Below are 24,175 nucleotides of genomic sequence, written 5' to 3'. Positions count from 1 at the left end.
CCCAACGCAGCCCACGGGTTGACAGGAGTTTCGATGTCCAGAGTGCACATTCTTGCGACGGGCGGAACGATAGCGGGCACGGCTCCGTCCCCTGTCGATCCGGGATACCGCTCGGGCGGACTGGGAGTCAGCGCGTTGATTGATGGTGTGCACGGCCTTCGGAGTGTGGCCACGCTGACGGGCGAACAGTTTTCCCAAGTGGGCAGTCAGGACATGAATGACAGCCTGTGGCTCACGCTCGCCGCAAGAGTTAACGCGCTGTTCACCGCGAATGAGGCCGACGGTATCGTCATCACCCATGGCACAGATACCGCCGAGGAGACGGGATTCTTTCTCCATCTGGTCGTGAAGTCTCAGCGCCCGGTTGTGCTCACAGGGTCGATGCGTCCTGCCACGTCGTTGAGCCCGGATGGTCCACTTAACTTGTTCAACGCGGTGAGCGTGGCGGCGGATCCACAAGCTCGGGGCCGCGGCGCTATCGTCGCCATCAATGACGATCTCCATAGCGCGCGGGACGTCACGAAGTCCAGCACCACCGATGTGCAGACGTTCGTTTCTCCGGGCGCGGGATTGCTGGGGACTGCAAGCTATGGTCGCATTCGCTATTTCCGTCACCCCACGCATCCACATACCGGTGACTCTGAGTTCTCCGTTGAAAGCGAAGTCGCCCTGCCTCGCGTGGATATTCTGTACGCTCACGCGAACATGCCGGCGGATCTGGTGCGTGCAAGCGCTTCTCTCGGTGCCCAGGGAATCGTGATCGCGGGGGTGGGAAACGGAAACGTCCCCACGGAAGTGGCGCAGGCCCTGGCGGACGTCGCCAGCAGCGGCGTGATCGTCGTGCGAAGCTCGCGCGTCAGCAGCGGCGATGTCGGTCGCAACATCGAGCTGGACGATGACGGGTTGGGGTTAGTGGCGTCGGACCAGCTCAATCCACAGAAGAGTCGAGTGCTCCTCCAGCTCTGTCTGGCGCGTGGCCTACAGCGCGGTCATATTCAAGATGCCTTCTACCGTTACTAGGCAAGAATCCGGGGGACAGGAGAGCGCTGATCACGGCCGCAGAGCCAGCGGATTGCCTCCTTCGGTGGGGGCATGTGTGCGCCTCGTCAGCCCTCCGCCCATACGTCATCCATCGGGATGTCCCGTTGCAGGATGTTCGATGCCGCGCGGTGGCCGGAATGCATAGCCGCAGGGACCGTCGCCGGGTCGTCGGTCCAGGTCGCCTCACCGGCGATGTGGAGGACTCCGCCGACCGGGGTTGCGAGGTCGTCGTGGTCCGCGGTCGTCGACCCGACCGTCATGAATGCATACGAACCGCGAGCGAACGGATCGTCCTGCCAGGCAGTTTTATGCACGTGGGTCGGGCGCTCGACGCGACTGCCATAGAGGCGCCGCAACTGCGCGAGGATCGACTCGACGACCTGCTCGTCATCCCAGTGCCGTGTGTCTCGTGCCGCCGGGCCAGCGGCAAAGGTCAGCAATGTGGGTGTTCCGTGCAGTGACGTGAGGTCGTACCAGGAGTGCCACCAGCGGCTTTCGGGTCCCTGCTGCCGGATCGCATAGACCCCGTCGTCCCAGAACTTCGTCGGGAACCGCAGAAAGACCTTCTCGAATGCGTTCATTTCGAGCCGGCTCAAGGCTCCCGCAAGAGGTTCGGGGAGCGACGGTTCGATGACGAAGTCATCCGAGTGAAGCACGCCAATCGGCACCGTCACCACGACGTTATCGGCCGTCAGAGTGCCCTGTCCCGTCGTGACGGTGACACGCTCCGCTGACCATCGCACGTGGGAGACGATGTGCTCGAGGCGCACGTCGAGCCCGGCTGCGAGGCGTGTGGGCAGGCGGTCGTAGCCGTCGGGGAACACCACTTCATCGCCGTCAACGACGTCGTCATCGAGGCCGTGCGCGGCGAGATCCTCAATCCACGCCCCGTACTGCTCCTCCGTACGGTGCGCCAGGAATTCGCGGACGCGCTCTGTGCGATCATCGTCCCAGCTCTGGCCGGCGAGTGCCGTCTCGGTCACGTCGCGATATGACGCATCCGCATCCGATGCCGCGATTGCCTCCTTGAGCGCGACGTCGAGCGAGCGGATGTCGTCGGCGAAGCATCGGGCTGCAGCATCGGGCAGTCGTTGCCCGTCAGGACCGTAGTAGGCGATCGGGCGACTGTCCGGCTGGTATCCGCCGACAGAGAATTCCACGGTCCGCATCCCGAATGCCTCCGCCGCCGCGCCGACAGGGTCGTCGGTGACCCCGTGGATCCAGGATGCGCCGAGGTCGGTGACGAGTCCGTCATCGCGATCCGTCCACACCCGGCCGCCGACGCGGTCACGAGCCTCGAGCACGACGACGCGACGACCGGCCTTCGCCAGCAGTCGGGCGGCGGTCAGGCCGGCCACCCCCGCGCCGATCACAATCGTCTCGAAATGATCCATCCCCGACCTTCCTTCACTGCGTCCACGTCACTCGTGCGCTTCGACACTATCGAGAACTACTGAGAGGCATGCTCGCCGATGAAGGAGGAGATCGCGCGTGCCATCAGGGGCGCCTGGGTCCAGTGGAGGTAATGCGCGCCCCTGACGACCTGGATCTGATGGGTCGTTACGCCGGCGAGCTCGTTCTCGTGGTTGTGCATCCATCCCGGGATTCCGGCCAGGGATTCGGTGGCGAGAAAGTCGAGTACCGGCACGGATGCGGGCAGGGGAGTTGCAGCGGTCTTGGTGGAGTTGGCGGCGAGTTGTGCCCACTCATCGGAGACTGAGGCGTTGCCAAAGTTCCAGTCAGCCATTGCAACGAGGCGAGCGCGGTCGTCTTTCGTGAAGGCAGTTCCGTCGGGCTGCACGAGCACCGGAGCGACCGCGTTCGCGACGCGGGTGAGTCCCAGCTGGGTCAACGATCCGGCCACAGCGGATGGTTCGCCTGCCTTCGTTGACGATGTCATCGCTGGCGTGGGGTCAATCCCGATCAGTGCCGACACCTCGCCTGGGTAAGCGTTGGCGTAGTAGTGGGTGTAGATGCCGCCGATGGAGTGCCCGACGAGGATGATCGGGGAGTGAACACCGAGGCGGGCGAGCACCTCATGGATTTCCGCCGTGATGTTCTCGACCGTTCGGTTGCGGACATCCTGATCGCTGTAGCCGTATCCGAATCCTTCGATGACGATCACGTTGAAGTTCGGCAACTCGCGGATGAGTGGTGCGAAGTCGATGGCCGGTGCGGCGGTGCCGTAGCCGCTCAGCATCACCATGGTCGGCCCGGTTCCGCCGTTGCGATACACGTTTACGTCACCGGCGGGGATACTGACTTTCTGGCCGTAGGGGGTGATGCTGGCCTTTTCAGCAGTCGTGATCACGGCGTTCGCCACCGCGGAGACGGCAAGCAGCCCCACGACAACACCGGCCACTATTCCCGTGGCGCGAAGCGCACGTCGCCACCACGGCAGTCGACGTTTTGGCAGCAGGGAAACGATCGCGGACACCGGGGTTTCAGCGTTGTGGGACATTGGGGTTTCCTTAGCTTGCAGCTTGGTGACATCGGAGAGAACGATTTCGAACCTTACTCATACAGGCATGTTCAACTTGCTTGCACTAAGACAAACACGTATGTTTGAGTTAGTCAAGGGGTCGCAGGGTTACTGGACGCGCGAGTGCGTCACGAGCGGATGCTCGTCAGCGGTCAGCGGTCAGCGGTCAGCGGTCAGCGGTCAGTGGTTAGCGGTCAGTGGTCAGCGAGGCCGCGCCCTCTGCGCTGGCCGGCGACGATCACACGACGCTCAGGCCGTTTGTTTCCTCGCGCCGGCGCTACCCAACCCACGAGGTGACAGAGATGGCCGTCGTGAGCATCCGTGCAGTATTAGCCCTCTACTCCGGCGGGGACCAGGACCGCCCGCACGGTCTGCGGAACGACCATCGCAGCCTCAGCCTCGGTCAGCCGACCGGCCCTGACCTCGGCGGCGGCGGCATGAAGGATGGCGTAGAAGCTTGCCACTTGCCACTCAACACTCTGGTCGCGTCTGAAGGTGCCGGCCTCGCGACCCCGCAGGAGCAGCGCGTTCACCCTCTCCATGGGGCGATCGTGCGAGTCGCGGATATCTTCTGCCGACACGGCATGTTCAACGACACCGAGCAGGATGTTGTTGTCGCTGAGCAGTCGCCAGGAGGACCTCACGAGCGCGTCCAGCGCCACCCACACGTCACCGCTCAGATCGACGGTCCCCATCTCGGTTTCGATGAGGTGCATCTGGCGTTCGAGAACGGCCGTGGTCAACTCCTGCCGAGAGGAGAAGTGCCCGTAGAGGGTGACGCGCCCAATGCCTGCCGCGGCCGCAATCTCCGCGAGAGTGGCAGACGGGTTCGAGGCGAGACACCGAGCCGCGGCATCAATAATCGCGTCTCTATTGCGGATCGCATCTGATCGCACCGCGCGTTCACGCCTCACCATCGTCACTGGAGACTCCACTTCGATTAGCTAAATCAGACATTAGTGTATGCGATATGAGTGTCGCTGAGTGGAACTCGTTCCAGGTTGTCGGACGCAACTTCGTGCTCGGGTGATGGTCGCGGCCGAAATGGCTCCACTTGCGGGACCGGAGTCGCGGGTCAAGGATCCGAGAGAGATGGATTCCACGAGCCCACGAAGGAGACAGTCACCATGACCGCCGCCCGAACCACAACCGAACAACGAGCTCCGATGACCGCGCTGAGAAAGACCGCACTCGTCGCGGGGGTGCTCTACCTGATCACTTTTGTCTCGATCCCTTCTCTCGCCCTCTACATTCCGGTGCACGACCCGAACTACATCGTCGGTTCCGGCCCCGACACTCCCGTTGTCATCGGTGGACTCCTGGAGATCATCGTCGCCCTCGCCGGCATCGGCACAGCCGTGGTGCTGTTCCCAGTGGTCAAACGGCAAAATGAAGCGGTTGCTCTCGGCTTCGTCGGCGCACGAATTCTTGAAGCCAGCACCATTTTCGCCGGCGTCGTCAGCCTGCTGTCGGTCGTGACCTTGCGACGGGTCGGGGCCGGCGAAAGTGCGGTGGTGACCGGCCAGGCGCTGCTCGCCCAATACGACGCATTCTTCCTCGGACAAGGCCTCATGCCCGTCGTGAACGCACTGTTGCTCGGCTCCCTGCTCTACAAATCACGCTTGGTGCCCCGGATTCTTCCCATAGTCGGGTTCATCGGAGCGCCTATTCTGCTTGCCTCCCTCATCGCCACAATGTTCGGCGTCAACGACCGCACCTCGGCTTTGTCGGCGCTCGCGGCACTCCCGATCGCGCTGTGGGAGTTCTCGCTCGGCGTCTACCTGGTCGTCAAGGGTTTCAAGCCGTCCCCGATCACCGCAGGAATGGTCGCCGACGGCGCCCCACGCGCCTTCCGAGAGTCCGACGTCTAACCATCGAAAATGCGGCAGTGCCACGCTCGATGACCGCGGCGGAATACGGGTGCCGCTATCAGCGATGCGACAGGCTACGGATGCTCAGTTCCAGAGTGCGCGGTTACCGTTGCGAGTTCGCGTCCCCACTGCTCAGCACGCTCGAGCTCTCCGTCGAGGAGAGGGCCTTCGTAACCGTGCACGCGGAATGACTTCTGCTTGGCCACGATGTTGAAGCCGAGCTCCTTGAGCTCCCGCTTGGCGGCCTTGGCTGCTGACCCCGGCAGCCGTGGCGCATTCACTCGCGTGTCGAATGTCGCCGCTGAAACGGCCCGACCCGGCGGTGTCACCTCAACGAGCCACTCCCTGATGCCCTTTGCCGGTGCCCGAGGTGCGCCCCGCTGAGCGACGGCTCCTTCTCTGGTCGAGGACCGCGTCATGGAGAAGGCATGGGTCGGCCCGCCGACGACCACAAGGTCGTAATGGTTCACGACTGTCGGTGCCGACTCAGAGTCCACGATTTCTACGGTCATGCTTACTCTCAGGCCTGTGGCGATTGCGCGCGCTATCTGCTCGGTGTTTCCCCAGATCGTTTCATAGACAACGAGTGCTCGCATGACGCTCTCCGTTCGTCAGATGTGACGCAAGACTAGGTGGTGGAAGCGCGGCACGAAACCCTCGGGCACTGTGTGCCTAGATTTTGACGTTATCTGGCCGCACACTGTGAACATCCGAGGAATGGGAGACCACGCGTGCTGTCATTGCTCACTCGTTCAACTGTTCGTGCCTGCTCCTCAGCGCGCTATATGCGGTGCTAACGGCCTCATCTTCGGCATGACCGAGGGGGTCTTCGGTCCGCTCTTCCTCGTCTGGCTCGCAACCGGAAGTGCAGCCCGCCGCGCATCCCGCCGTTCTTCGCTTCGAGCTGACTAGGCTGCGTCTTCTACTCAGAACCGTTCTGGTTCGGGACCCAGTGTGAAACGGCGACCCGAGACGTGCATCGGAGTGATCTCAACGTAGATGTACTTGAGTGTGGGGATGAGCGGAGTCAGCGGAAGTTCTTCCGCTGCATCGATCTCAGATCGTTTCTCCAGAATTCGCGCGGTTCCCTTCACGACAATGCTCCAGGCCTCCTCACGACCGACCCCGTCGGTTTCGAAAGCAATCCGATTGTTCACCGTGAGTTCCAGCAATTTGGAACCCTCTGCGGTGCGGAAAAAGAGCCGTCGGTCGGCGGCGACGAAGTTCACCGGATAGATGTCGGGCTCGCCGCCCACGCTCATCGCCAGGCGACCCAGGCTGGAGGAGAGGAGGAGCTCCCAGCATGCGTCTTCGTCGAGGTGTTCGATCGGGAGTTGATCGTCGATGTCCATGTCTCATCGTCCCACTTCGCTCCGCAGAACACGATCCCCAGTCTGCGATCAGGGGAGTTCTGGCGTCAGAATCACGGGCACGCTGTACGCTCGGTGGTTCCGCCGGCCGCTCGGCATTGCGCGGGGTCCAGACCCAGTCACGAATTTCTGGCAGGTCTTCCGGATGCTCCCGGGTGGAGGAGCCATGCCTGAATCACTCAGCATCGGTTGGGTAAACTGAATCCACCAGCTTCCGCGAGATCACGCGGCAGATTGAGGGTTCGGCGCCGCTGTTCCACGGGCCGCTGCCTCATTCGGGCGCTGCTCACCACTCCGCCCAACAATCGCAAGGGAATTGTCTTCTTCATGTTTACGAGCATCCTGGGACTTGAATTCCTCGACGCCGACTGGCTGATTCGCTGGTTCGGTCCGTTTCTCCTTCTCGGCGTCGCGAGCGTCGTCTTCGTCGAAACCGGCTTCATCGTGCTGTCGTTCCTCCCCGGCGACTCGCTGCTCTTCACCGTGGGGCTGCTCACGGCGACCGGATTCGTTGACTTCCCGATCTGGGTCACGGCATCCGTGATTTTTGTCGCGGCATTTGCCGGCGACCAGCTTGCGTATTACATCGGACGCAAGGCCGGGCCCGCAGTGTTCAAACGTGAGCAGAGCCGGTTCTTCAACCCAGAGAACGTCGAACGAACCAACGCCTTCTTCGAGAAGCACGGAGGGAAGGCGATCATCATGGCCCGCTTCCTCCCGGTGTTTCGTGCCTTCGTTCCCGTGGCCGCCGGTGTGGGCAGGATGCGCTACCGAACCTTCGTGACGTTCAATCTCCTCGGTGCCTTCTTGTGGGGCGTTGGGTTGACCCTTGTCGGATTCTTTCTGGGCCAGATCGACTTCGTCGCCGAGTATGCCGAGTACTTCATTATCGGCATCGTTCTCTTGTCAGGGATTCCGATCCTTCTCGAACTCGGGAGGGCCGGGCATGCGAGTCTGACCCGCCGCAAGAATCACGCCATCGATGAGACGGCCGAGATCGTTGTTGACCCTGACCTAGACCTGGTCTGATCGCACCGTCGCGGTCGACCCCGCGTCATGCTGTCACGGGCTGGTCTGTCTGGTGCACCGACGCTCAGACGTGCTGATCGAAGAGAATCACGTTGCCGTCGGGGTCTGAGATTGTGAAACTTGCCGGCCCGCTCGGTGAATCTCCTGTCGTGTCTGCGACGGTCGTAATTCCGCTCGCGGTGAGCTGAGCGCTCAACTCGCGCACATCGGTGAACTCGTCAGCGGGATGCGGTGAGACTGACGGAGAACGCTCCGAGTTTCATGGTGGACCTTTCGTGCCTGGGCTGGCGTCTATTTCTCGGGGAGGATGACTTCGGTCTGGGTGGCGTCGGCTTCTGTCGCACCTGACGCACCATACGCATCCGTTGACGTCGCCGACGCATCAGCTGTCACTGAGTCCGGTGTCGCCGGACTCAGGCTCGCCGACTCATCGGCGGGCGGCCGCTGGAGCAGCTCAATGAGCGCCAGAACGATAACCGAGATGAGGAGCGTCCAGAAAATCAACGATGTTGAAATTGGTCGAACGAACACGATCACGGCGGCAGCGATGACCGCGATCGCGGCATGGATCAGCACCCGCTGTGCATAGAGCACCTCACCGAACCGGCCGGTCGTCAGCCCGCGTCGTTCGGCCACGGCGCGCAGCGATGCTGCACCCGCGGAGACGAAGCCGCGTAGCTTTCGCGGGGTGTCAAATGGCCCGGCCAACCAGCCGACGATGGCGACGACAAGGGCCAGCGTCAGAACGGCGACGGCGGTCTGTTGCATCGCGCCGATCACCGTGGCGTAGAGAACTCCCGCGACATCACTGGGCAAGAGCGTCGGGCTGACCGAGGTGATGAACACCCCGTTTCCGATGGCGAACGCAGCGACGGTGAGCGCAGACATGATGGCGAGAGCGACGGCGGCCCAGATCAGCGCTCGGCTCTTGCGCCGCGCGACGAGAACTCCGGCGGCGAGCAGCCCGAGAGCGACCCAGGAGAGCCAGGCGCCGGCGGCGACGGCCAATCCGTAGGCGAGCTGCACGGTCGGGATCGCATCGGACTGAGCAACAGTGATGGTGCGATTGATCGTGGGAATTTGCTCGGCGATGGAGATGCCTTGCTCAACGAGTGCCGACTTCACCGCTTCGATGATGGGGCCGAGCTGGATGCCGATCGACCCGTCGGATCCGATGGCGATCGCCGACTTCGGGTTGCCTTGCATGGTCGCGACGAACTGCGAGTGGGTAATGCGCAGCGCCTGCTCCCACACCGTCGCAAACGTTTCAGAGCCGACGAACTGTGCGACCCGATTTTGAATCAGCGACTGCAATCCTGCGGCGGCCGGGCCCTTCAACGCCTCGAGTGCTTTGGTGGCAGCAGGCGGAGTACCGAGCGAGGTGATTCCGTCGATCACATTTGACGTCAAGGCTGGAATGTCCACCTGATCGTTGATGATTGTGACGACCTCGTCGGTCACATATTTCTGCACCGCTGCGTCGTCGGCGAGGGGGGCATACGTGGCGACGAACCTGTCGGTGTCGGTCAGCGTGACCTGCGCCCAGGTTGCGACAATCGCGACGGGGGCGAGTATCGCACCGAGCACGATGAGCACTGTCGCCAGAACCGTCCAGCCCCAGGGGCGTCTCTGGGGAGCGCGGGTGGCGGGCGCGACCGTCGATTCAGACGCGTCAAGTACAGCGGTACGAAACTTGAGTTCGCGATTCTCGGCCTCGAGTTCGGTGAGGCGGCGCAGAATCTCGTCCTGACTTTGCTCTGGCATGTTGTCCCCGATCGTCTGGCTGTGACTCATTATTTACTGATATCGGCGATCACGCAGGGCTGCCGCCCCGCTCACTCGCCGTCGGGCTCCGGATCGCCGGGGGTCGTCGTTGTGCGGGCGCCCCGTTTTGACTGTCGCTCCTGCTTGTTCGCGGCATCCTGGGTCTTCATGATCTGACGCGTTTCGGTGGTGTCGCCGATCGCTGGCCGGATCCACTGGGCGCTCGGGTTCGCATCGATGAGCACCATGCGGCCCATCAGCGTGAGAGGAATGGCCAGGATGGCGCCAATCGGGCCGATGACGACGGCCCAGAACAAGACAGAGAAGAATGTGATGGTCTGACTCAGTGCCACGGCATTGCCGACAACACGCGGCTGGATGATCGACTGGATGACCGCGTTGATGACCCCGTAGACAATGATCACCGCGATGACGGTGGGCCAGCCGCCCACGAGAAACCCGAAGATGATCGGCGGGATGATCGCGAAGAAGTAGCCGATGTTCGGAATGAAGCTGCAGAGAAATGCAAGCAGCCCCCAGAGCAGCGCAGCTGGGACGCCCATAATCCACAGCGCAATGGCGTTGAGTGCGCCCTGTGCGACTCCGAGAACGGTGGTGACCACCATGTATCGGCGCACGTTTGACGCGAAACCGGTGAGCGCCGTGACGAGGTCGGGCTTGCGGGGGCGCAGCTGGCGCAGAATCGTCGGCACATAGACCGCGTCGGCGCTCATCAGAATGAGCATGGTCAAGATGATGACCAGCACGCCGGTGATGCTGAAAACACTGCCGAGAATGCCGCTGAAGAAGCTGATGATCGTGCTGGGGTCGAAGCCCGCCTCTACCGAGGCCACTTGGGTCTGACTGATCCCAATGCTTTGCAGCCACGCGGCGATGTTCTTGCCGATCTCGGCAAACTGGTCTGAATACTGGGGGAGCATGTTCACGAACTGGGCGAACGCGATGACGAGGGTGTATGCAAACCCGGCGAGTAGGAGGAAGACGACGAGAATGACGGAACCGGTCGCCAGCCCATGTGGAACGCCGCGCTTTTCGAGCCCGGTGCGCACGGGGTGAGCGCAAATGCTCAAGATGAGCGTCAACAGCACCGGGGCAAGGATGCCTTTGATGCTGCTGATCCCGATTGCCGTCACCGTCGCGGACGCGAGGCCGATCAGCAGAATTGTTCCACGAGGAAAGCCCCGCGAGGCCACAGACTCAGGCTCGGCGGGTCTGCTGACAATCTCGTCAGGTCTGTCGGAAACTCTCTTACGTCTCATAGCCCACGCCGCTCTCCCGCGAAGGTCGACAGACGGTTTTCCGAATGTCGCAGCACCAGTATTGCCGGGCGCGCGACATTCCGTGGGAAATTCTTTGATCGGGCGCACTCGGTCGCGCTGGAGATCGACGCCGGGCGGGAGCGATGACGCCGCCGCGTCGAACTCTGTGCGACTATTCCTGCGTGCGGCTATCTGTCAGAATCGCGTCAGTGGCTTGCAACAGCATTCGGGTTGCAACAGCGCATTGATTCAGCGCACTGACGTCAATTCAGAAGACAACGAGAGGCCGGCCGATGCTGCAGGCTGTGGGGCACGTGCTTCCGATTGCCGTTGCTGTGGCGCTCAGCTCGGTGCCGATCACCGTGATCATCCTGATCCTGCTGTCCCCAACCCGCAATCGTTCATCGATCCCTTTCTTGCTCGGCTGGCTCGTCGGCCTCGCCGGTGTCGCCGCAGCGTTTACTCTCTTCGCCAATCTGCTTCCCGAAAGCTCGGCGAGGCGACCGGATCTCGGCGTCGCGCTTGTGTTGATGATCGTGGGGCTCGCGCTCGTCGTGTTCTCCATCGTCGCCTGGCGGAAAGCAATAGGACGACCCACCTCTGAATCGCTGCCTCGGTGGCTGAGAGCGGTGAGCTCTATCGGCCCCTTCTCCGCATTTGGGTTGGCGGTTGGTCTGAATCTGCGTCCGAAGGCTTTGCTGCTGAGTGCAGCGATCGGAGTATCGCTCAACGCTGACGACTTGAGCGCCGCATCCGCTGCCATTGTCATCGGCGTGTACACCCTTGTCGCATCGCTGACTGTCTCGATACCCGTGATTATGACCCTGGCGTCGCCAACGCGCATGGAACCGCGCCTGCTCCAGGTCAGAGGGTGGCTGGAACGAAACAATCGCACGGTGTCGATCGTGATTATGTTGGTGATCGGCGTCGTCATCTTCAGCAATGGACTGACTCGGCTCTGAGGCACGGCCGAGGGGGCGACCCGGCAGATTCGGCTGGCCTACCCGGCCGGAGATCCCACTGGAACAGCGACCGCGATGAGTGTGTCAAGGACCGTGCGCACTGACGCTCGCAGCAGGGTTTCCGGCCGGCTGAGCACATCGATTTGTCGCCCGATTCGAAGCGACTCGAATGGGCGAAGGACGTAGCCGGCATCGGGCCCCGGCTTCATCGTGTCGCGCGGCATCAGCGCGAGTGCGCCTCCGGCTGCGACGATGCGGCCGGCCACAAAAAACTCGTTGATGCGATGGCTGATGTTGAGGGGCCGACCGGCCGCCACCGCCACGACGTTAAGCGCCCCAGCCACCGGAAATCCGCTGTGGGGGCTGATCCATCGCTCATCTGCAACATCGGAGACGGTGAGGGAGCAACGGGCGGCAAGCGGATGTCCGCGGGGAATGGCGACATCGAACCTCTCGTAGATGAGGGGCGTCACGGCGAGGTGCTCTGGCCAAGGTTGCTCATGGTCGATGCGGTGAGCGACGACGAGGTCGTAGTCGGCAACGAGAGCCGAAAACTCGGTCTGGGCGATGTCTTCATCACTGACGCTCACTGGGGGACCGTCGCCGGCGCCCAGAGCTGTGAGCAGAGCGCCGAACCACGCGAAGCCGGCGCTGTGAAACGCGGAGACGGTGACCGGTGTGACGGAATCTGCGCGAAATTCGTCAACGGCCCTCTCGGCCTCGGCCATCGCGACCGACACGCCCACCGCCGCCCTGGCCAGGGCCACGCCCGCCGGGGTGAGTGCGAGAGTGCGACCACGCTTTTCGGTCAATGTCACCGCGACATCCCGCTGTAAGGCGCTCAGATGCTGCGAGACAGCGCTGGGTGTGACGAACAGTGCACGAGCGACCGCGGCAACACTGCCGCGTTCGCCCAGCTCGCGAAGAATCATCAGCTGATGCAGATCCATAAGTAAATGCTAAACCCTCAGTTCAGCAAAGCGTAGTTTCTCTTCACGAACTTGGCTGCCACGATGGAACACGTGAACGTCATTTCCCTTCTCTCGACTCGCCGCATCGACCTGGTTCTGATTGCGGTCGCAGCGGTGTGGGGCGGAAGCTACTTGGCCGCCAAAGTGCTCACCGAACAGGCGAGTGTTGTCGTCGTGCTTGGACTCCGATTCGCGGTGGCGTTGGTGGCTCTCCTCGCGGTGTGGCTTGTCATGCGGGGGCGGATGCCCTCGCATCGCGAATGGCTGGTCGGCGGGATTCTCGGCCTGACCCAAGCGTCGATTTTGCTGTTGGAAACCGCAGGGGTTGCCGTGACATCGGCCACAAACGCCGGCCTCATCATCAGCCTGACCATCATCTTCACGCCGATTCTGGAGTCCCTGGCTGCACGCAACTGGCTGCCGCGCCCCTTCTTCATCGCTGCGGTGATCGCGGTGGTCGGCGTGGCCTTGCTGGTCTCCGCACACGGATTCCAGGCGCCCAACTTCGGCGACCTGCTCGTGCTCGCGGCGGCAGGGGTGCGTGCCTTCCACGTGACGATGCTGGGTCGGCTCACTCGTTCCCATCAGTTCAGCGTGATCACGATCACACTCGTGCAGATGCTGGTGGGCACGACGATCTTTATCGCAGCGGATGCCCCGGGTTTCGTGCGCGCGGCGCTCGGGTTCGGCCTCGCCGAGTGGCTGGGGGTGCTCTACCTCGGACTCGCCTGTAGCGTCTTCGCATTTCTTGCGCAGCTGTGGGCCGTGCAGCGCACCTCGGCGGCGCGCGCCAGCCTGCTGATGGGGACTGAACCGATCTGGGCAGTGCTGGTCGGCGTCAGCCTCGGCGCTGAGACCCTGGGGCTGGTCGGGATGCTCGGCGCCGCGCTCATCATCGGCGGCACGTTCTGGGGGCAGCGAATCGAATCCCGGCATCGCGGCGCGGCAGCTCCGCGTCTGGAGCAGCCGTTGGTCGAGCCTGTCGAGAGCCGGTGACCCAACCACCTCGTTGGTCGAGACAGTCGAGCCGAGCAAGGCGACGCCGACGGGGTACCGAAATCAGGAGTGGAGGTGTGTCGGCAGAGGCGTGCCCGCGGAACGGCGGGCCCTCGCTGAGGCGACACGCACTCCGTTCCTGATTTCGGACCCGCCTGGCGAGAGAGTCACCCCGAGTGAGTCACCGAGCAGCGCTTTACAGATCGAGCGAGTCGTCCGGCTCCAGTGCGAAGAACTCGCCGCCACCCTGCTCGGTCGCGGCTTGAATTCGCGCATTCGAGAGGTTTTTGCCCGCACGAGAGAGCACCATCTCGTGAGTGGGAAAACTGCGCTTCGGTTTCACCGCGAGCACGTAATCGATCACTTCACTGATTTTCAGCCACGGCGCACCCGCCGGAACCGCAAGCGTGCCGACCTCGACACCCTCGGGAATCGTGAACGAGTCTCCGGCGTAGTACAGCTCGTCATTGACGAGTACTCCGATGTTGTCGACCACCGGGATCGACGAGTGAATGACCGCGTGTTTTTCGCCGAAGAAGCGCAAGGTGAATGGCTCCACCTCGACAACGTCTCCCGCAGTCACCACGGTCACGGGATAGTCGGTGACCGCCGCAGCGACCCCGGGAGGGCCGTAAATCGTCGCATCGGGACTCATCTCGAGAATCCGTGCGAGCTGCTCAGGGGTCCAGTGGTCTGCATGCTCATGGGTGATCACAATCGCGACCGCGTGCGCGGTGTCGGTCAACGGCGTCGTGAACGCCCCTGGATCGATATAGAGCTTCTGGCCGGAGAGTTCAAGAATCAACGCGGCATGTTCAAGTTTGGTGAGATGCATGTGTCGAGCCAACACCCTCATCGCGCCTGTGCGCAACAAACGACCGCGTTCGACACGCAACACGCGATAAGCCGGCGCAAAACCCAGTGCCCCGCAACCGCCATACTCTCCTCTATGCCTGTGCTCGCCCTCCGTATCGCTGTGGCGATTAATCCGCAAGCCTCATTCGGACATCGGCGGGATGTCGGACCTCGCGTTGTCGAGGAACTTCGTGCCGCCGGACACGAGGTGTACGCGCTCGAAGAGGCGAACATCGAGCTTCTTCGCCGGAGCGTCGAAGAACGCGTCGCGGGGGGCCTCGACGTTTTGGTCGTCGTCGGAGGTGACGGCATGGTGAGCCTGGGAACGAACATCGTCGCCGGCACTGTGCTGCCCCTGGGGATTGTGGCCTGCGGCACCGGAAACGACCTCGCGCGCGGGCTCGGGATTCCGAGGCAAGACGCCGAGGAATCGATCCTTCATCTGCTCGAAGCCCTTGAGGGGCAGCCGCGTGTGATCGACGCCGTGCAGGTTCGGCACGGCGAGCTGACCACATGGTTCGCCGGAGCGCTCTCGGCCGGCTTCGACGCCGTCGTCAACGAACGAGCGAATCGCATGACACGCCCGAGTGGCAAGAGCCGCTACACATTCGCAATTCTCCGTGAACTGCTCACCTTCCGCCCGATTTCCTATCGTCTGACCGTCGACGGGGTCGCCAGCGAGCGGCGCGCAATGCTGATTTCTGTGGCGAACAATGTGTCGATCGGCGGGGGAATGAAGATCGCTCCCGACGCTCAAATCGACGACGGACTGCTCGACTTGTTCATCGTAAAACCCCTGTCCCGACTGGCGTTTCTTCGGGTCTTTCCGAAAGTATTCTCCGGAACGCATACACAGCATCCGAAGGTTGAATTGACGCGATGCCGGAGCGTCAGAATTGAAGCTGACGGCATCGTTGCGTATGCCGACGGGGAACGTATCGGGGCCCTTCCTGCGCAGGTCGATATTGTGCCGGGGGCACTGCGTGTTTACGTCTGACTCGCTCAATTTGGTCCTGCTGCGAATCCTGTGACATACTCGATGAGTTGCAAGCGGCCCCATCGTTTAGCGGCCTAGGACATCGCCCTCTCACGGCGGTAACGCGGGTTCGAATCCCGCTGGGGTCACCAACCAAAAGAACCCCCGAAAATCTTGATTCTTCAAGTTTTTCGGGGGTTCTTTTTTTGTGCTCAGAGGCATGGCGCGCCGCTCCTTCTTATTACTCGGTGCACACCCCCGTCAATCACAAGTCGATTAATGACTTAGCGCTACTCACTGTGTCCGGGGGAGTGGCGGTCGCAGACCGCCATGCGTAGCGTCTTGGGCTACCCAGCTGCACACGCGCAGCCCTGACGAGGAGCCCAACGCTGATGTCACGAAAACTCTCAACCGTTCTTCCACTGCTCGCTGCCGGACTGGTGACGACGTTCGTCATGGCCGGCTGCGCGGGCGGCGGCGCTGCGGTTGCACCGGCGGCCGATGCCACCCGTGTCGAGGGCGGCACCATCGTCTACGGTCACCAGCAGGAGCCCGCGTGCGTTTTCGGCGGATGGATCGAGCAGGCGTACTTGTCATCCCAGGTGCTCGACGGGTTGGTTTCGCTTGACGAGAATCACGAGGTCGTGCCGTGGCTGGCCGATTCCTGGAGCGTCTCGCCCGACCAGCTGACCTGGACCTTCACGCTGAAGAACGGCGTCTCCTTCACCGACGGGACACCGGTCAATGCTGAAGCTATCGCTTACAACTTCGACTACTGGCTCGGCGGCGGAAACAGCACGGCCAAGGTCTGGCTCGAGGGCTACTACTCGTCGGCGAGCGCGATCGACGCGCAGACGGTGCAGATCAATCTCTCCCAGCCGTACCCCCGTCTCGTCGACAACCTCACCCAGGGCTACTTCGGCATTCAGTCGCAGCAGGCGCTGACCAGCCGAACCAAGGAAGAGAACTGCGAAAGCCCCGTCGGTTCCGGCGCCTTCGTGGTCGACACGTGGAACCGCGGCGAGGACATCCTGCTCAAGCGCAACGAGGCATACACTTCGCCGCCCGCCAACGCGAAGCACAGTGGCGTCGCCTATGTCGACGCGATCGACTGGAAGTTCGTCGCTGATCCCACGACACGGGCCGCCTCGCTGACCTCGGGTGAAACCGACGCCATCTACGACGTGCCGGCCATCGAATGGAAGAACCTCGAGGCCGCCGGCTACCAGCTCGAGAAATTCATCACTCCCGGTCGGCCCCAGCAGCTCTCGTTCAACACCGTCTCCGGCCCGTTTGCCGATGAGAAGGTGCGCCAGGCGTTCGCCTACAGCCTCGACCGCAAGGCTCTCGTCGAGACGATCGGCCAGGGCGTCATCCCCTACGAAGGCAACGGCGGGGTGAGCCAGTCCACCCCCGGTTACAGCCAGGCCGCGGCGGATGCCTACAGTTACGACCCGAAGAAGGCGAGCGCCCTGCTCGACGCCGCCGGCTGGAAGCCCGGCGCCGACGGCTACCGGCAGAAGGATGGAACCACGCTCTCGGTCGTGCTGCCGTACGGTGCGGGATCCATCATCAACGCCGACGGCGCCTCGATCCTTCAAGGAGTGCAGGAGCAGGCGAAGGCGGCCGGATTCCAGGTGAAGCTTGTTCCGGTTCCGCAGAGTGCATTCTTTGCGGGTGAATATTCGACGCCGGAGGAACGCGACATCGCGGCCGGTTACTGGACCGCTGTCACCTCCGGAATCCTCTGGATCAACTGGCGGGCGAACACCACCGAAACGCCCAACTACAACAACTCAGCGTTCTACAACGACCCCGAGCTCGAAGCGCTGATCACCGCGGCCAACAACACGGTCGACGTCGATGCGCAGAACGCACTGTACGGGCAGGCGCAGGAATACATCGCGGACCACGCGCTCTCAATCGGCCTCTACGACCGGCTGAGCACTCTCGCCGTCTCGCCATCCCTCAAGGATGTCTGGCAGGAGAACGCACAGGGAGGCCCGATCTTCTATGACGCCTACTTCGTCAAGTAGCCCGGCGGCGCTGATACCCGAGGCGCAGTTCGCCGAGGCTCAACTGCCCGGGATCAGCCCCACCGCCCGCCGATCTCTCGTGATTCGGCGCATCGTCGGCAAACTCGCCGGGGCAGCAATCGTGCTCTGGGGGGCCGCCACCGCGGCCTTCCTGGCACAGGCGGCCCTTCCCGGCGACCGGGCCACGGTCATCCTGAACATCCGGGCGGGGCAAGCGATTCTCCGCACCCCAGAAGAACTTGCGCAGATCAACGAGCAATACGGCTTGCACCAGCCGCTCATCGCACAGTACTTCGAGTACATCAGGGGATTGCTCGTCGGCAACCTCGGACTCTCTTACCAGCAGTACAAGCCCGTCACCGCGGTGATCGCCGACCAGATCCTGCCGACGATTACCCTGACACTGACGGCGATCGCACTGGCCTGGCTGATCCTCATCCTCTGGGTGACGCTGACGGCCGGCCGGGGGCCGCGCGTGAGCGCACTCGGGTCGATTGTCGACACGACGGCCGCCGGGCTCCCGCACTACTGGCTCGGCATCATCCTGCTGCTCGTCTTCTCGGTCAACCTCGGCTGGTTTCCAGTGATCAGCGGGTCGAACCCTGCTGGGCTGTTCTTGCCGGCACTGACGCTCGCCATTCCACTCGCCGGATTCATGGGGCAGGCGACACGCACCGAGTTCGAACGGGCGCTCACTCAACCGTTCGTGATCTCTGCCCGGATGCGCGGCATGGGGGACTGGGGAATCCGCGTGCGGCATGTGCTCCGGCACTCCTCGCTCCCGGCCGTCACCCTCACCGGGTGGGCGCTCGGCGCCACCATCTCCGGTGCTGTCGTCGTGGAAACCGTCTTCTCGCGGGCCGGCATCGGAAAGGTACTCGTCGGGGCGGTCAACGCCCAGGACATGCCGGTCGTCACGGGGATTGTCGTTCTCATAGCCGCTCTGTACGTCATCGCGAACCTTGTGGTCGACCTGGCATACAGTCTGATCGATCCGAGGTTGACCAGCTCATGACCACCCTGGAAGTCACTTCACTCACCAGCTCGCCCCTCCCGATCAAACGACTGCCGCTCTCTCTCATCCTGTCGGTGGTGGCGATCGTCTTCTTTCTCGTCGCCCTGATCTGGCCGGCCGCCCTGGCCACCCATGACCCCTCCGCGCTCAATCTGGCCGATGCATTGCACGCGCCCAGCTTCGGTTACTGGTTCGGCACCGACGAAGCGGGCAGAGACCTGTACAGCCGAGTCATTTTCGGCGCACGGGAATCACTGTTCATCGGCCTCGGCGCCACCGTCGTCAGCCTCAGCCTTGCTCTGATTCTCGGGTCGTTGGCCGCGCTGAGTGGCCGGTTCGTGTCAGGCACCGTCAATCGCGTCGTCGAGGTGCTGTTCGCGTTTCCGACCCTCCTGCTCGCACTGCTCCTGGTTGCGCTGATGGGTCCCTCTGCCCTGACTCTGGTTCTGGCCGTTGGCGTCGGAACCGCGCCTGGGTACGCCCGCATCATCCGCGGGCAGATCCTCACGGCCAAGGGGTCAGGGTACGTCGAGGCGGCTGTCGCCCTGGGGCACAGTCGGAGCAAGATCCTGCGCCAGCACATCTTTCCGAACGCGGTGCGGCCGCTCGTCGCGATCATGACGCTGTCGGTCGGTCAGTCCATCGTCTGGGCATCGAGCTTGTCATTCCTGGGGCTCGGGGTGGCACCGCCGTCGTCGGAATGGGGGGCGCTGCTCGACGCGGGTCGCCTCTACCTCACGCAGGCCTGGTGGCTCACCGTGATTCCCGGTCTCGTCATCGTCATCGTCGCCCTCGCCGCGACCACGGTCGGCAAACACATCCAAGCAGCGCTTGAAAAGGGAGAGAAATGACTGTCATTCGTGAATCCGTGGCTCCGCTGGAGACGATTTCCCTCTCGAGTGACGCTTCTGGGTCGCCCACCGAGGCACGCCTGTCTGTCTCGAATCTGAACGTGAGTTTTGCACGCGGTGGGCGCCTGCACCACGTCGTGCACGACGTCTCGTTCGACCTGGCGCCCGGAACCTGCTTGGCCATCGTCGGGGAGTCGGGTTCGGGCAAGAGCGTCACGGCCCGGGCGATCGTCGGCCTCGCCGGTGCGAACGCGACGGTTGAAACGGATGCCCTGACGCTCGGCGACGTCGACCTCACCCACACGACGCCGCGCCAGTGGCGCAGCATCAGAGGCAAGCGCATCGGGTTTGTGCTTCAGGATGCCCTCGTCTCACTCGATCCGCTGCGACCGGTCGGCAAGGAGATCGAGGAGGCCCTGCGTCTGCACGGCTGGGGGACACGAACGACCCGCCGCCGTCAGGCAGTCGACCTGTTGGCCGCGGTGGGAGTTCCGTTGCCCGAGAGCCGGGCGCGTCAGCGTCCGGATGAGCTTTCTGGCGGACTCCGCCAGCGCGCCCTGATCGCGTCGGCGATCGCGCTCGATCCCGAGATCGTGATCGCCGATGAACCGACGACAGCGCTCGACGTGACGGTTCAAGCCCAGGTACTCGAACTCCTGACGGAGATGAAACAGCGCGGCGTCTCGATCATCTTGATCAGTCACGACCTCTCGGTCGTCGCCCATCTCGCCGACCAGATTCTGGTCATGAAGGGCGGGCACGTCGTCGAGCAGGGCGACGCGGCACAGGTTCTGCACTCTTCGCAACACGAGTACACCCGAGGGCTGATCAACGCGGTGCCGAGTGCCGCGACCCGCGGCCGTCCGCTCGGGCCCCCGCTCTCCACCCCGTCCGTCATCGCGGCGCGTCCGCGACCGAGACGAGCCGCCACCGCCCGAACGGATTTCACGGGTCCCGTGCTCGAAGCAACCGATCTGATCAAGCATTTCACTGCACCCGACGGGTCGGTGAGCACGGCGGTGAATCACGTTTCGTTCAGTCTGGAACGCGGCGAGACACTCGGCATCGTGGGGGAGTCTGGCTCCGGAAAGAGCACGACGGCGCGGCTCGCCCTCGCCCTGACGCCGACCGACGGCGGATCGGTGACCCTGCTGGGACAGGAGTGGTCGTCACTCCGCGAATCACAACGCCGAGCACTGCGCACCCGGATCTCCGTCGTCTATCAAGACCCGCTGAGCTCGTTCGATCCGCGCTGGAACACCGAACGGATCCTGCTCGACAGCCTGTCAGAGCTGAGGGACCTCAGCCCGGCTGACAAGACGGAACGGGTGCTGGAGCTGATCGGCCAGGTCGGCCTGACCCCCGACATCCTGCCCCGATTTCCTCTGCAGCTCTCCGGCGGGCAGCGCCAGCGCATCGCTATCGCTCGGGCCTTGGCTCCCTCACCCGATGTGATCGTGCTCGACGAGGCGGTGTCGGCACTCGACGTGACGATCCAAGCCCAGGTGCTCGATCTGCTCGTCGCTCTGCAGAAACAGCTCGGCCTCAGCTATCTCTTCATCTCCCACGATCTCGGTGTCATCAGCCACTTGAGCGACCGGGTGCTGGTGATGAAAGACGGAGTGGTCGTCGAACGAGGCGTTCCCGATCAGATCTTCAACCGCCCGCAGCATCCGTACACCCAGCAGCTCGTCAACTCGTTGACGTCGCTCTGACCCCACACATCGTCAACGTCGAGAACGGAAGTCCCATGAGCTCCAAAACCACCCCCCTGCATTTCAACGCCTTCGTGATGAACACGGCCTCCCACATCCATCATGGACAGTGGCGCCGACCGGATGCCGGCCAAACCGAGTTCAACGATGTGAATACCTGGATCGACCTCGCGAAGCTTCTGGAAGCTGCAAAATTCGACGCGATGTTCTTCGCCGATGTGAGCGGTCTGTATGGCGACGCGGATGCCGACTTCGACGTGTATGTGACGGAGGGCCTGCAGATTCCGAGCAACGACCCCACCGTGCTGCTCAGCGCTCTCGCGGTGCACACGGAGCACATCGGACTCGCGCTCACCTCGAACGTGGCACAGAACCATCCGTTCAACTTCGCGCGCCAGTTGTCGACACTCGACCACATCTCCAACGGCCGCATCGCCTGGAACATTGTGACGGGCGTGCAAGACAACGGCGCGCGCAATTTCGGGCTACCGAAGCTCACCGACCACGCGGAGCGCTACGAATGGGCCGAGGAGTATGTCGACGTCACCTACAAGCTGTGGGAGGGATCATGGGATGACGATGCTCTCATCAAGGACCGGGAACGCGGCGTCTTCTCCGATCCGTCGAAAATTCACAAGATTCACCACGTCGGCAAGCGCTATCGGGTTGAAGGGCCGCACCTGCCCTCCCCGTCGCCGCAGCGCACACCCCTGCTCTACCAGGCCGGGTCGTCAGAGTCGGGGCGCAGGTTTGCGGCCCGCAACGCCGAAGCGACGTTCATCATCGCCCCGTCGCCGGCGATCGCAGCCGAACTCATCGCCGACACGCGACGCTTGGCGGTCTCGTACGGCCGCAACCCCGACGACATCAAGTTCTTTCAGGGCCTGAGCTTCGTGATCGGTGACACCCAGGAAGAGGCAGAGGCGAAGGCGCTCGAGTATGAGCAGTACGTCAGTGTCGATGGGTACTCCGCGCATTCCGCGATCGTCGACAAAACCGGCCGGGTGTACGCCGCTGACACCCCGCTGAAGGATGTCGACACGAACACGGCCAAGGGCTTCGTGGAATGGGTCTCTCAGCACATCACCGATCGCGAGCCGATCGTGGCCGACCTTGCCCTGTCCCGTTCCCGCGACACGCGCATCGTCGGGACGCCGGAGAGCATTGCCGACACGATCGCGGAGTGGCAGGCGGCCGGCGTCGACGGAATCAACGTCATCAACTGGGTGATCCCCGGCTCGTTCGCCGAGTTCGCCGACAAGGTGCTCCCCGTCTTGCGCGCCAGGGGGCTCGCCCAGTCGGAGTACAGCGAAGGAACGTTGCGGCAGAAGCTCTTCGGGCAGTCGTTGATCAACGACCGCCACCCGGCGGCCCGCTACCGGGGTGCCTTCAGCGACGGATCCCCGATATCGCAGACATATGTTGAACCGATCGAGGCGAAGTCATGACCGTGGCACCGAAGCGTCTCATCCTGAATCTCTTCGAAATGAACTGCGTGAGTCACATCACCCATGGTCTCTGGCGGCTTCCGGAGAACAACCGCCAACGATTCAATGACATCGATTACTGGATCGAATTGGCCAGGCTGCTGGAGGCAGGCGGGTTCGACGCGGTGTTTCTTGCCGATGTCATCGGAGCCTATGACGTCTTTCGTGACGGCCCGGAGACCGCGCTCAGGGAGGGCCTCCAGATCCCCAGCAACGACCCGCTTCTGGTCATCCCTGCGATGGCCGCGGTCACCAAACACCTCGGCTTCGGCGTGACATTCTCGACCAGCTATGAGCCGCCGTTCGCATTCGCGCGTCGGATCAGCACCCTCGATCACCTCACCAAGGGCCGCATCGGCTGGAACATCGTCACGTCGTATCTGCCGAATGCTGCCCGCAATTTCGGACACGACGACCAGATTGCCCACGATCGTCGTTACGAAATCGCCAATGAGTACCTCGACGTCTTGTACAAGCTGTGGGAAGGCTCTTGGGACGACGATGCGGTGATCGCCGACAAGGAGAATCTCGCCTATTCCGATCCGGGAAAGGTCAGGTACATCAACCACGTCGGGGAACACTTCAGTGTGGCCGGGCCCCATCTCTCCGAACCCTCGCGTCAGCGCACGCCAGTGCTGTTTCAAGCGACTGCATCGAAAGCCGGCGCTGCGCTGGCGGGTCGCCATGCCGAGGTCGTGTTCACCGGAGGGCCAACCCCGAGCGGGGTGCAGAAGAGCATCGCCGAGATGCGCGCGGCGGCGGCGGCGAACGGCCGGGGCGAAGACGCAATCAAGTTCATCGTGCAAGCGGGGATCGTCGTGGGTCGCACCGACGAGGAGGCCCACGAGAAACTGCGTCTGTACAAGCAATTCTCGAGCATCGAGGGACGCCTGGCCCATGCCAGTCTGCCCTTCGATCCCACCGGGCATCCGTCGGAGATCACTGTCGGTGAGGCTCTGCGTCGGGAGGGTAAAGCCGATCTTCCATTCGCGGCGTTCCTTCCAGTGGATCAGACGATCGGTGATTTTCTGGTGACGATAGACGAGTCCTGGGACGAACAGTTCTTTGTCGTCGGCACTCCGGACATCGTCGCAGATGCCATCGAATCCTGGCTTGACGACGTCGGAATCGACGGGATCAACTTGCGTCAGTATCACTCGTTCGGCACGGCCCAAGACTTCATCGAACTCGTGGTGCCGCTCCTGCGGGAACGCGGCCGGTTGCGGGACGCCTACGTCGACGGCGAAACGCTGCGAGAACGACTCTTCGGTGGCGAACCGCGCCTGAGCGAGCCGCACGTCGCGACCCGCTATCGGGGCGGCAAGAATCTCGACAACCCACTTCCGCCGCTCACTCTCACCCCCCAGCTGTGAGAGACGCCACGCGGCTCGCTCCGCGAACTCCGGCACAGCCGCGATCCGGTAGACTTTTCTCTTGCGAAGGGGAGTATCCCTCTGAACCTGATTCAGGTTCT

The 24,175-nt window shown here is 63.0% G+C and carries 21 protein-coding genes and 1 tRNA gene; 13 read left to right on the top strand and 9 right to left on the bottom strand.

The window, feature by feature from the left end; all coding sequences use genetic code 11:
• The first annotated feature begins 33 nt into the window (after positions 1-33).
• Positions 34-1,020 carry a type II asparaginase gene (locus ABD791_RS05880; protein ID WP_345063339.1) on the top strand — a complete coding sequence of 329 codons (987 nt, stop codon included), beginning with the start codon at positions 34-36 and terminating at the stop codon, positions 1,018-1,020.
• 86 nt (positions 1,021-1,106) lie between these two features.
• Here ABD791_RS05880 and ABD791_RS05875 read toward each other — a convergent pair whose 3' ends face one another.
• The 3 genes from ABD791_RS05875 to ABD791_RS05865 all read right to left on the bottom strand — a co-directional run bounded on the left by ABD791_RS05875 (position 1,107) and on the right by ABD791_RS05865 (position 4,440).
• Complete coding sequence (locus ABD791_RS05875) at positions 1,107-2,435, bottom strand: flavin monoamine oxidase family protein (RefSeq protein ID WP_345063337.1); 1,329 nt, start codon at positions 2,433-2,435, stop codon at positions 1,107-1,109.
• A gap of 56 nt (positions 2,436-2,491) precedes the next feature.
• Positions 2,492-3,502, bottom strand: coding sequence for an alpha/beta fold hydrolase (locus ABD791_RS05870; RefSeq protein ID WP_345063335.1), 1,011 nt, complete (start codon positions 3,500-3,502; stop codon positions 2,492-2,494).
• Positions 3,503-3,852: 350 nt separating this feature from the next.
• Positions 3,853-4,440 carry a TetR/AcrR family transcriptional regulator gene (locus ABD791_RS05865; RefSeq protein ID WP_345064526.1) on the bottom strand — a complete coding sequence of 196 codons (588 nt, stop codon included), beginning with the start codon at positions 4,438-4,440 and terminating at the stop codon, positions 3,853-3,855.
• A gap of 249 nt (positions 4,441-4,689) precedes the next feature.
• On the opposite strand from ABD791_RS05865, the gene ABD791_RS05860 reads away from it, so the two are divergent.
• Positions 4,690-5,394 (top strand): DUF4386 domain-containing protein, encoded by a 705-nt coding sequence (locus tag ABD791_RS05860; protein ID WP_345063333.1) that lies wholly within the window; start codon positions 4,690-4,692, stop codon positions 5,392-5,394.
• A gap of 74 nt (positions 5,395-5,468) precedes the next feature.
• Here ABD791_RS05860 and ABD791_RS05855 read toward each other — a convergent pair whose 3' ends face one another.
• Entirely contained in the window at positions 5,469-5,990 is a 522-nt protein-coding gene (locus ABD791_RS05855) for a flavodoxin family protein (protein ID WP_345063331.1), read from the bottom strand.
• Between the two features lie 330 nt (positions 5,991-6,320).
• Positions 6,321-6,746: a pyridoxamine 5'-phosphate oxidase family protein gene (locus ABD791_RS05850; RefSeq protein ID WP_345063330.1), complete on the bottom strand. Its 426-nt coding sequence runs from the start codon at positions 6,744-6,746 to the stop codon at positions 6,321-6,323.
• A gap of 345 nt (positions 6,747-7,091) precedes the next feature.
• Here ABD791_RS05850 and ABD791_RS05845 point away from each other — a divergent pair, with 345 nt between their 5' ends.
• Positions 7,092-7,793 (top strand): DedA family protein, encoded by a 702-nt coding sequence (locus ABD791_RS05845; protein ID WP_345063327.1) that lies wholly within the window; start codon positions 7,092-7,094, stop codon positions 7,791-7,793.
• Between the two features lie 291 nt (positions 7,794-8,084).
• Here the strand turns inward: ABD791_RS05845 and ABD791_RS05840 are convergent, their stop codons facing one another.
• Positions 8,085-9,587, bottom strand: a complete 1,503-nt coding sequence (locus ABD791_RS05840; protein ID WP_345063324.1) for a hypothetical protein — start codon at positions 9,585-9,587, stop codon at positions 8,085-8,087.
• 41 nt (positions 9,588-9,628) lie between these two features.
• On the bottom strand, positions 9,629-10,771 hold the full coding sequence (locus ABD791_RS05835; RefSeq protein ID WP_345063321.1) for an AI-2E family transporter: 1,143 nt from the start codon (positions 10,769-10,771) through the stop codon (positions 9,629-9,631).
• A gap of 359 nt (positions 10,772-11,130) precedes the next feature.
• Here ABD791_RS05835 and ABD791_RS05830 point away from each other — a divergent pair, with 359 nt between their 5' ends.
• Positions 11,131-11,799: a GAP family protein gene (locus ABD791_RS05830; protein ID WP_345063319.1), complete on the top strand. Its 669-nt coding sequence runs from the start codon at positions 11,131-11,133 to the stop codon at positions 11,797-11,799.
• Positions 11,800-11,837: 38 nt separating this feature from the next.
• On the opposite strand, the gene ABD791_RS05825 is transcribed toward ABD791_RS05830, so the two are convergent.
• Positions 11,838-12,749 carry a LysR family transcriptional regulator gene (locus tag ABD791_RS05825; RefSeq protein ID WP_345063318.1) on the bottom strand — a complete coding sequence of 304 codons (912 nt, stop codon included), beginning with the start codon at positions 12,747-12,749 and terminating at the stop codon, positions 11,838-11,840.
• 63 nt (positions 12,750-12,812) lie between these two features.
• Between ABD791_RS05825 and ABD791_RS05820 the strand changes: the two genes are divergently transcribed.
• Positions 12,813-13,766 carry a DMT family transporter gene (locus tag ABD791_RS05820; RefSeq protein WP_345063315.1) on the top strand — a complete coding sequence of 318 codons (954 nt, stop codon included), beginning with the start codon at positions 12,813-12,815 and terminating at the stop codon, positions 13,764-13,766.
• Positions 13,767-13,962: 196 nt separating this feature from the next.
• Here ABD791_RS05820 and ABD791_RS05815 read toward each other — a convergent pair whose 3' ends face one another.
• On the bottom strand, positions 13,963-14,601 hold the full coding sequence (locus ABD791_RS05815; protein ID WP_345063312.1) for an MBL fold metallo-hydrolase: 639 nt from the start codon (positions 14,599-14,601) through the stop codon (positions 13,963-13,965).
• A gap of 114 nt (positions 14,602-14,715) precedes the next feature.
• On the opposite strand from ABD791_RS05815, the gene ABD791_RS05810 reads away from it, so the two are divergent.
• The 8 genes from ABD791_RS05810 to ABD791_RS05775 all read left to right on the top strand — a co-directional run bounded on the left by ABD791_RS05810 (position 14,716) and on the right by ABD791_RS05775 (position 24,074).
• Positions 14,716-15,618: a diacylglycerol/lipid kinase family protein gene (locus ABD791_RS05810; RefSeq protein ID WP_345063309.1), complete on the top strand. Its 903-nt coding sequence runs from the start codon at positions 14,716-14,718 to the stop codon at positions 15,616-15,618.
• A 55-nt stretch (positions 15,619-15,673) separates the two neighbouring features.
• Positions 15,674-15,749, top strand: a tRNA-Glu gene (locus ABD791_RS05805).
• A gap of 240 nt (positions 15,750-15,989) precedes the next feature.
• On the top strand, positions 15,990-17,633 hold the full coding sequence (locus ABD791_RS05800) for an ABC transporter substrate-binding protein (RefSeq protein ID WP_345063306.1): 1,644 nt from the start codon (positions 15,990-15,992) through the stop codon (positions 17,631-17,633).
• Entirely contained in the window at positions 17,611-18,648 is a 1,038-nt protein-coding gene (locus ABD791_RS05795; RefSeq protein WP_345063304.1) for an ABC transporter permease, read from the top strand. Before ABD791_RS05800 ends, ABD791_RS05795 begins: the two co-directional genes overlap by 23 nt.
• Positions 18,645-19,499 carry an ABC transporter permease gene (locus ABD791_RS05790; RefSeq protein ID WP_345063301.1) on the top strand — a complete coding sequence of 285 codons (855 nt, stop codon included), beginning with the start codon at positions 18,645-18,647 and terminating at the stop codon, positions 19,497-19,499. Before ABD791_RS05795 ends, ABD791_RS05790 begins: the two co-directional genes overlap by 4 nt.
• 101 nt (positions 19,500-19,600) lie before the next feature.
• A complete protein-coding gene (locus ABD791_RS05785) occupies positions 19,601-21,214 on the top strand; it encodes a dipeptide ABC transporter ATP-binding protein (RefSeq protein ID WP_345063298.1) in 1,614 nt (537 codons plus the stop codon).
• A 35-nt stretch (positions 21,215-21,249) separates the two neighbouring features.
• Complete coding sequence (locus tag ABD791_RS05780) at positions 21,250-22,662, top strand: LLM class flavin-dependent oxidoreductase (RefSeq protein WP_345063296.1); 1,413 nt, start codon at positions 21,250-21,252, stop codon at positions 22,660-22,662.
• The gene (locus ABD791_RS05775) at positions 22,659-24,074 is read left to right on the top strand and encodes an NtaA/DmoA family FMN-dependent monooxygenase (RefSeq protein WP_345063293.1); all 1,416 of its coding nucleotides are present in this window, start codon (positions 22,659-22,661) and stop codon (positions 24,072-24,074) included. Before ABD791_RS05780 ends, ABD791_RS05775 begins: the two co-directional genes overlap by 4 nt.
• Positions 24,075-24,175: the final 101 nt, after the last annotated feature.

The organism is Glaciibacter kafniensis (genome assembly GCF_039538945.1).
GTDB classification, from domain to species: domain Bacteria; phylum Actinomycetota; class Actinomycetes; order Actinomycetales; family Microbacteriaceae; genus Cryobacterium; species Cryobacterium kafniensis.
This window is presented reverse-complemented; position numbering and strand designations above follow the sequence as displayed.